General features: G+C 59.5%; 8 protein-coding genes. 7 read left to right on the top strand and 1 reads right to left on the bottom strand.

Going from position 1 to position 7951, the window contains the following annotated elements; genetic code table 11:
* From KHQ28_RS26465 to KHQ28_RS26440, 6 genes are all read left to right on the top strand, one after another.
* Positions 1-870, top strand: an 870-nt coding sequence (locus KHQ28_RS26465; RefSeq protein ID WP_147022164.1) for an iron-containing alcohol dehydrogenase, incomplete at its 5' end; no start/stop codon positions are given.
* A gap of 14 nt (positions 871-884) precedes the next feature.
* Positions 885-1769, top strand: coding sequence for a dihydrodipicolinate synthase family protein (locus KHQ28_RS26460; RefSeq protein ID WP_032418995.1), 885 nt, complete (start codon positions 885-887; stop codon positions 1767-1769).
* A gap of 76 nt (positions 1770-1845) precedes the next feature.
* Complete coding sequence (locus KHQ28_RS26455; protein WP_004151621.1) at positions 1846-3255, top strand: sodium:solute symporter family protein; 1410 nt, start codon at positions 1846-1848, stop codon at positions 3253-3255.
* 3 nt (positions 3256-3258) lie between these two features.
* The gene (locus tag KHQ28_RS26450; protein ID WP_211777738.1) at positions 3259-4425 is read left to right on the top strand and encodes an exo-alpha-sialidase; all 1167 of its coding nucleotides are present in this window, start codon (positions 3259-3261) and stop codon (positions 4423-4425) included.
* A complete protein-coding gene (locus KHQ28_RS26445) occupies positions 4422-4895 on the top strand; it encodes a YhcH/YjgK/YiaL family protein (protein ID WP_002904414.1) in 474 nt (157 codons plus the stop codon). Before KHQ28_RS26450 ends, KHQ28_RS26445 begins: the two co-directional genes overlap by 4 nt.
* On the top strand, positions 4892-5569 hold the full coding sequence (locus tag KHQ28_RS26440) for an SDR family NAD(P)-dependent oxidoreductase (protein ID WP_004183978.1): 678 nt from the start codon (positions 4892-4894) through the stop codon (positions 5567-5569). Before KHQ28_RS26445 ends, KHQ28_RS26440 begins: the two co-directional genes overlap by 4 nt.
* 64 nt (positions 5570-5633) lie before the next feature.
* Here the strand turns inward: KHQ28_RS26440 and KHQ28_RS26435 are convergent, their stop codons facing one another.
* Entirely contained in the window at positions 5634-6425 is a 792-nt protein-coding gene (locus KHQ28_RS26435; protein ID WP_004183975.1) for a PhzF family phenazine biosynthesis protein, read from the bottom strand.
* A 201-nt stretch (positions 6426-6626) separates the two neighbouring features.
* Here KHQ28_RS26435 and KHQ28_RS26430 point away from each other — a divergent pair, with 201 nt between their 5' ends.
* Positions 6627-7826, top strand: a complete 1200-nt coding sequence (locus tag KHQ28_RS26430; protein WP_002904407.1) for a sugar transporter — start codon at positions 6627-6629, stop codon at positions 7824-7826.
* Positions 7827-7951: the final 125 nt, after the last annotated feature.

Here is a 7951-nt window from a genome sequence, read left to right as displayed (position 1 = left end):
GTACTGGATGTAGCAAAACTGCTGTCAGTACTTCTGCACCCTGAGGCGCCCTCGCTGACGGCCCTGCTGGCAGGCGAGCAGCCGCAACGACGAATTTGCTCATTGTTAATCCCGGCCACCGCGGGCACCGGATCCGAAGCGACGCCGAACGCCATTCTGGCGATCCCCGAGCAGCAGACGAAGGTGGGGATCATCTCCCCGGTGCTGCTTCCGGACTATGTCGCCCTGCTGCCGGAGCTGACCACCAGCATGCCGCCCAGCATCGCGGCGTCGACCGGAATCGATGCTCTGTGTCATCTGCTGGAGTGCTTTACCTCCACCGTCGCCAACCCGGTGAGCGATAACGCCGCGTTAATCGGTTTACACAAGCTGGTACGCCATATCGAGCGTTCGGTAAATCAGCCGCAGGATCTGACGGCGAAGCTGGAGATGCTCTGGGCCTCGTGGTACGGCGGCGCAGCGATCAACTATGCCGGCACTCACCTGGTGCATGCGCTCTCCTATCCGCTTGGCGGTACCTGGCACCTGCCGCACGGGGTGGCCAACGCCATTCTGCTGGCGCCCTGCATGCGGGTGGTCCGCCCTCACGCGGTGGCGAAGTTCGCTCAAGTCTGGGACCTGATCCCCGATGCAGATCGCACGCTCAGCGCGGAAGAGAAATCCCATGCGCTGGTCGCATGGCTGGCGGCGCTGGTCAAACGACTGCCGCTGCCGGACAACCTGGCCGCGCTAGGCGTGCCTCAGGAGAGTATTTCCGCCCTCAGCGCAGCGGCGCAAAACGTCAAACGCCTGATGAACAATGCCCCATGCAGCGTCAGCCGCGAAGAGATCGCGGCCATCTACCAAACGCTGTATCCAGAACATGCCTAACAGGAGAAAGTTAAATGAGGAAAGCTATTAGCGGCGTACTCACCGCCATTGTCACTCCCTTTACCGCCGAGGGAGCGCTTAACCTGCCGGCGCTACGCCAGCAGGTGCAGCGCCAGCTCGCCGCAGGCAACGGTATTTTCTGCGGCGGCACCAACGGCGAGTTTTTTGTCCTCAATGAGGAAGAGAAGATCGCCGTCGCCAGAACCTGCGTGGAAGAGGCGGCCGGTCGCGCGCCGGTGGTGGCCCATATTGGGGAGGTTTCCACCCGGGAGACGCGCCGGCTGGGCCAGCAGATCGCCCGCCTCGGAGTTGACGCGGTATCGGCCATTACCCCGTGGTTCGTGCCCTTGAAGCAGGAAGGGCTGATTAACCACTATACGGCGATCGCCGACGCGCTGAGCGTCCCGCTCTTTCTTTACAACATTCCCGCCCGCACCGGGAACACTATTGCCCCGGAGACCGCGCGCCAGCTGGCCCGCCACGAGAATATCGTCGGCATTAAGGATAGCGCCGGCAGCTACGACAGCCTGAAAGGCTTTCTCGACGCGGTGCGCGATATCGACGGTTTCGACGTTCTGAACGGGCCGGACTCGCTTATCCATCAGGGATTCGTCGACGGCTGCTCGGCCTGCATCTCGGGGCTTGCCAACGTCGCCCCCGCTGAAATTAACGCCATCTGGTCGCGCTTTCACGCCGGGGATATCGCCGGATCGCGCCAGGCCCAGGAGCAGGTAACGGGCCTGCGCACCGATCTGTATAAAGTGGCGTTCTCGCCTGCGGCGGTGAAGAAAGCCCTGCAGCTAATGGGTCACGAGGTGGGCGACAGCCGCTACGCGGTGCAGTTTAGTGACCACCAGCTGCAGCAGATACGCGACATCATCGCTCGTTATTTAGCGTAATACTTGCTGCGCTTTTTTAATAAAACAGACCGGGTACCGCCGTGCCCAGGATTCGTACGCCCAGAGAGAGGCTAAGATGAATCATTTTACCGCTGAAGATACCTTTATTATTGTCGGCATTGTTATTGCCTATATTCTGTTTACCACCTGGCTGACATTCCGTATTCGTAGTAAAAATTCCGGGGATTTTATGGAAGGCTCGCGCGCCATGCCGGCCTTTATTGTCGGTATATTACTGATGTCAGAATATATTGGCGCCAAATCGACCATCGGTACTGCCCAGGCCGCCTTTGAGAGCGGAATTGCCGCCTCGTGGTCCGTGCTGGGGGCAGCCATCGGCTTTCCGCTGTTCGGTTTAATCCTGGTGAAACGCATCTATAACACCGGAAAAATCACCATTTCCGGCGCCATCGCTGAAAAATATGGCAACAGTACCAAAAATATTATCTCCCTGATTATGATTTATGCGCTGCTGCTGGTTAACGTGGGCAATTACGTCAGCGGTGCCGCAGCCATCTCCACCGTATTAAAAGTGAATTTACCGGTAGCCGCCTTTATTACCGCCATTGTGAGTACCTTTTATTTCGCGTTCGGCGGCATGAAGGGCGTCGCCTGGGTCACCATGTTACACAGCGCGTTGAAATACGCCGGTCTGCTGATCATTCTGGGTTTTGCCCTGTCCAAAACCGGCGGCTTCTCGCCGATGATGGAGAAGATGCCGGATTATTACTGGACATGGGATGGCAACATTGGTGCTGGCACGATCTTCGCCTGGCTCATCGGCACTATCGGCTCCATTTTTTGCACCCAGTTTGTCATTCAGGCCATTAGCTCAACCAAAGACGTTCGGTCAGCGAAACGCTCCACCTGGATCGCCTTCTTTTTCTGCCTGCCTATCGCCTTTGCCATCGCCATTATCGGCGTCGCGGCGAAATACCTGCATCCCGAGATCAACAGCCTGTATGCCCTCCCGGTCTTTCTGCAGGACATGAACCCGTGGCTGGCAGGTCTGGTGACAACGTCACTTGTGGCATCGATTTTCGTCAGCGTAAGTACCGTAGCCCTGGCCATTGCCTCGCTGGTGGTGAAGGATTTTTACGTACCATGGCGCAACCCAACGCCGGACCAGGAATTCAGAGCCACACGCTGGGCGTCGCTAATTATCGGCTTCCTGCCGCTGATCTTTGTGCTGCTGGTACCGGAGGTGCTGAAACTCTCCTTCTTTACCCGCGCCATTCGCCTCTCCATTACCGTGGTGGCGGTCATCGCCTTCTATGCCCCCTTCTTCAGAAGCACTCGGGGCGCGAATGCCGGCCTGATCGGCGCCTGTGTGGTGACGTCCGTCTGGTATTTACTCGGCGACCCGTTCGGCATCAATAACATGTATGTCGCCCTGGCGACCCCGGCCATCATCATGGTGATTGACCGCCTGATCCCAAATAAATCACAACCATCCCCCGCCCCAGTTGAGCAACGTGGAGTATAAAACATGACCGTAATTCCGCCTTTTGACGGTGTCATTCGCCAACACCAGCAAGATGAACACATCGCATGGGCAATGCTTCCCTGCGCCTGCCCGCAGAACCATGCCGCCAATCGGCTGCCGCTGGATGACGGCAGCCTGATGTGCGTCTGGTTTGGCGGCTCCCAGGAGGGAAAAGCCGATATTTCTATCTGGGGATCGCGGTTAGCCCCCGGCAGTGACCGCTGGAGTGAGGCGGTCAAGCTATCTGATGACCCAGACCGCTCAGAACAAAACCCGGTGCTGTTTCAGGCGCCCGATAACGTGCTGTGGCTGTTGTGGACAGCGCAATTTGCCGGAAACCAGGATACCGCCATTGTGCGCTACCGTCTCTCCCACGATGGCGGACGAAGCTGGGGGGCCATCGATACGCTGCTGGATCAGCCGGGTACCTTTATTCGCCAGCCAATAAGCGTTATGTCTGACGGCAACTGGCTGCTGCCGGTCTTTTACTGCCGTACCGAACCCGGCGAGAAATGGGTGGGTAACAATGACGTCAGCGCGGTGAAGATCTCTTCAGACTGCGGAAAAAGCTGGCGTGACGTGGCGGTCCCGGAGAGCCTGGGTTGTGTCCATATGAGTATCACTCCGCTTCCGGACGGCAGACTGGCAGCCTTCTTCCGCAGCCGCTGGGCGGATCATATCTGGTTCAGCCAGTCCAGCGACCAGGGAGAGAGCTGGTCTGCGCCGGTACCGACGACGCTTCCGAACAACAACTCGTCCATTCAGGCGACCCCCCTGGACAATGGTGAACTGGCGCTGGTGTTCAATAATATGAGCGCCGCCGGCGCCACGGAACGCCGCGCCTCGCTGTATGATGAAATTGCTGACGACGATGGCCGTAGGGAGCCGGAAGCGACCGGGAAAAGCGCCTTCTGGGGCGCACCACGCGCGCCGATGACCGTCGCTATTTCAGCCGATGGTGGTGAAAGCTGGCCGTGGCTGCGCAATCTCGATGAGGGTGACGGCTACTGCATGACCAATAATTCGGAGCAGAAGCTGAACCGGGAGTTCTCCTACCCCAGCATCAAACAGGGAGCAGACGGTAATTTGCATATCGCCTACACCTGGTATCGCCAGGCGATCAAGTATGTTCGTGTCTCGCCACAGTGGGTAAAAGGAGAAAGCGCATGATTATCGGTAATCTGCAGGCGCTGCAGCAGGCTGGTCTGCCGCCGGCGTTAAAGCAGCTATTGAGCAGCGAGGCCTGTTCGCTGGCCGCCCTCAGTGCCAGAGAGAATGGCCGCTTCCAGCCCGACGATGCGCCGTGGTTCTGCACCCTCAGCGTGGTGCAAACCCAGCCTGCGGCCGAGCGGCATACGGAATATCATCGCCAGTGGGCGGATATTCAGGTCATCCTGGCCGGCGAGGAGCGCATCCAGGCGGGCATGGCTCCCGCGATGCGCCCGGAAGATCATGAGCTTAAGCCCGACCTCTATATATGTCAGCCGGCCCCGGAGAGTGTCTCTATTCTGCTGCGTCCCGGCGACTTCGCGGTCTTTTACCCCGGCGAACCGCACCAGGCGCTGTGTGCGGTTTCGACGCCAGCGCCGGTCAGAAAGGCAGTATTCAAAATCCCCGCTGAGATGCTGGAGGCGCGATGAAGCGGGCAATGGTAACCGGGGCCAGCTCCGGGATCGGCGCCGCAGTGGTGAGGCAGTTGCTGGCGGACGGCTGGCAGGTGATCGGCATGAGCCGTTCGCTGCCGCCCTTCTCACAGCCGAACTTTCGCCATCTGATGGTCGACGTCAGCCAACGCAGCGCGCTGCTGGCGGCGCTGGAGCAGATTGAGCCCCCTCAGGCCATCATTCACGCCGCGGGTTCAATGGCGGCCGCCACCCTGGGTAATCTGGACCCTCAGCGCAGCGAGTCGTTGTGGCGTTTACACGTCGATGCTGCTCAGACATTGGTCAATCACTTCGCCCCGACCATGGGGCCAGGCGGGAGGATCGTTCTGCTGGGAAGCCGTACGTCACGAGGCGCCGCTGGTCGCTCGCAGTATGCGGCCACCAAAGCCGCGCTGGTCGCTCTCGCCAGGAGCTGGGCGGCAGAGCTGGCGCCTGCCGGGGTGACGGTCAACGTCGTGGCCCCCGGCGCAACCGATACGCCGATGCTTCATCAGCCAGGCAGAGAAAGTTCCCCGCCGCGGCTTCCGCCGCTTGGGCGACTCATTACTCCGCAGGAAGTGGTCTCTCTGGTGAGCTGGTTGCTGAGCGAGGGCGCATCGGCGATGACCGGACAGGAGCTGGTGATGTGTGGCGGCGCATCGCTGGGCTGATGCTATGTCGCACCCGGGGAGCGGAAGTAGATTACCGCTCCCCGGGGCGACGCGGGGGCGATGATTAACGCAGGTAAACCGTTCCGCGCATATAGGTGGTGGCCTGGCCGCTAATCAGCACACGGTCGCCCTGCCACTGGCAGCGCAGGTCGCCGCCGCGAGCGGAGACCTGGCGCGCCATCATGGTGGTTTTCCCCAGCTTTTCGCCCCACCAGGGGATCAGCATGCTATGGGCGGAGCCGGTGACCGGATCTTCCGGCACCCCTTCTCCCGGGCAGAAGAAGCGGCTGACAAAGTCATACTCTTCATCCGGCGCGCTGACGCAGATCATTTTGCCAAGCGTTCGCAGCCGCGCCATATCCGGTCGCACCGCTTCAACCTGCTGGCGATCCGCCAGCACCACCAGATAATCGCGCCCTTCCCGAACTTCAACGGCGGCCTCGAGTCCCAACCCGGTCAGCAGATCCGCCGGCGGGTTTTCCACCGGGGAGGTCGACCACGCCGGGAAATCGAGCGTCAGCCAGTCGCCATTGCGGGTGACCCGCAGCTCACCAACAAAACGGGTGCTAAAGAGAATCGTCGCCGAAGGATGGTCGAGATATTCGAAAATAACGTGCGCTGCGGCGAGGGTCGCGTGACCGCAGAGATTGATCTCAGCGAGTGTGGTAAACCAGCGCAGCTCATAGCCCTCGTCGGTACGGACAAAGAAAGCCGTTTCGGATTGATTATGCTGCTGGGCCATTTTCAGGAGCACATCGTCGGCTAACCACTCGCTGAGCGGGCAGACGGCCGCGGCATTGCCGCCAAAGTTTTTATCGCTGAAAGCATCGACCAGATAAAATTGAATTTCCTGCATACCCTGTCCTTACTTTTTTTACTTTCCTTCAACATGACATAAAAGCGCCCCCTTGACACTATCCATAGCAAAATTAATCGCTTAACCGCGGCCAGCCCCTTGCAATGAAATGAGACGCAGATCACAAAATGATTGTCTTTTCGCCAACAATCGTTTTAAGATCAGCGTCACATCTTTCCCTGAATCACCAGTCCAGAGCTTATGACTACGAATACGGTCTCACGCAAGGTAGCGTGGCTACGTGTCGTGACGTTGGCCATCGCCGCGTTTATTTTTAACACCACAGAGTTTGCCCCGGTCGGTCTGTTGTCGGATATTGCCGACAGCTTCGGCATGGAAACCGCCCAGGTGGGCATGATGCTGACCATCTACGCATGGGTGGTGGCGTTAATGTCGCTGCCGTTTATGCTGCTGACCAGCAAAGTGGAGCGCCGGCGCCTGCTTATCGGCCTGTTTATTCTGTTTATCGCCAGCCACGTCCTGTCGTTTTTTGCCTGGAATTTTGACGTGCTGGTGATCAGCCGCATTGGTATCGCCTTTGCGCATGCAGTGTTCTGGTCGATAACGTCGGCACTGGCCATCCGCATGGCCCCGCCGGGCAAACGGGCGCAGGCGCTGAGCCTGATCGCCACCGGTACCGCGCTGGCGATGGTGTTTGGTATTCCGATCGGGCGCATTATCGGCCAGTACTTTGGCTGGCGGATGACCTTCCTGGCGATCGGCCTCGGCGCGTTAGCCACCCTGGCCTGCCTCGTAAAACTGCTGCCGACCCTGCCGAGCGAACATTCTGGCTCGCTGAAAAGCCTGCCGGTGCTGTTCCGCCGCCCGGCGCTGGTCAGCGTGTACATTCTGACCGTGGTGGTGGTGACCGCTCATTATACCGCCTACAGCTATATCGAGCCCTTTGTCCAGACGGTAGCGGGCCTGAGCGGCAACTTTGCCACCGTACTGCTGCTGATCCTTGGCGGGGCCGGTATTATCGGCAGCATTCTGTTCGGTAAGCTCGGTAACCAGCACGCGTCGGGGCTGATAAGCCTGGCGATTGCCCTGCTGCTCGCCTGCCTGCTGCTGCTGCTGCCGGCCTCGCATAACCCGCAGCACCTGATGCTGCTCAGCATCTTCTGGGGGGTGGCGATCATGATTATCGGTCTCGGCATGCAGGTGAAAGTGCTGGCCTCCGCTCCGGATGCCACCGACGTCGCCATGTCTCTGTTCTCGGGCATCTTTAATATCGGCATAGGCGCCGGGGCGCTGGTCGGCAGCCAGGTGAGTCTGCATCTTTCCATGGCCTCCGTCGGCTACGTCGGCGCCATTCCGGCGCTGGTCGCGCTGGTCTGGTCGCTGATGATATTCCGTCGCTGGCCGGTATCGCTGGAAGACCATCAGCCGCACCACTCCTGAATCCGTCGCACAAAAAAGCCCGCCGGTATCGCGCCGGCGGGCTTTTTTTCTCTGCACATCGCGGGCGGTCAGGGATGCCAGGTCGAAATGATCTCCAGCACGCCGTTAATAATAAACTGCACGCC

Source organism: Klebsiella sp. 28 (assembly GCF_018223905.1).
GTDB lineage: Bacteria > Pseudomonadota > Gammaproteobacteria > Enterobacterales > Enterobacteriaceae > Klebsiella > Klebsiella pneumoniae.
This window is presented reverse-complemented; position numbering and strand designations above follow the sequence as displayed.

Bases quoted from the DNA above. Each gene is read 5' to 3' on its own strand.
- KHQ28_RS26460 (WP_032418995.1), top strand. From the start codon at position 885: ATGAGGAAAGCTATTAGCGGCGTACTCACCGCCATTGTCACTCCCTTT.
- KHQ28_RS26455 (WP_004151621.1), top strand. From the start codon at position 1,846: ATGAATCATTTTACCGCTGAAGATACCTTTATTATTGTCGGCATTGTT.
- KHQ28_RS26450 (WP_211777738.1), top strand. From the start codon at position 3,259: ATGACCGTAATTCCGCCTTTTGACGGTGTCATTCGCCAACACCAGCAA.
- KHQ28_RS26445 (WP_002904414.1), top strand. From the start codon at position 4,422: ATGATTATCGGTAATCTGCAGGCGCTGCAGCAGGCTGGTCTGCCGCCG.
- KHQ28_RS26440 (WP_004183978.1), top strand. From the start codon at position 4,892: ATGAAGCGGGCAATGGTAACCGGGGCCAGCTCCGGGATCGGCGCCGCA.
- KHQ28_RS26435 (WP_004183975.1), bottom strand. From the start codon at position 6,425: ATGCAGGAAATTCAATTTTATCTGGTCGATGCTTTCAGCGATAAAAAC.
- KHQ28_RS26430 (WP_002904407.1), top strand. From the start codon at position 6,627: ATGACTACGAATACGGTCTCACGCAAGGTAGCGTGGCTACGTGTCGTG.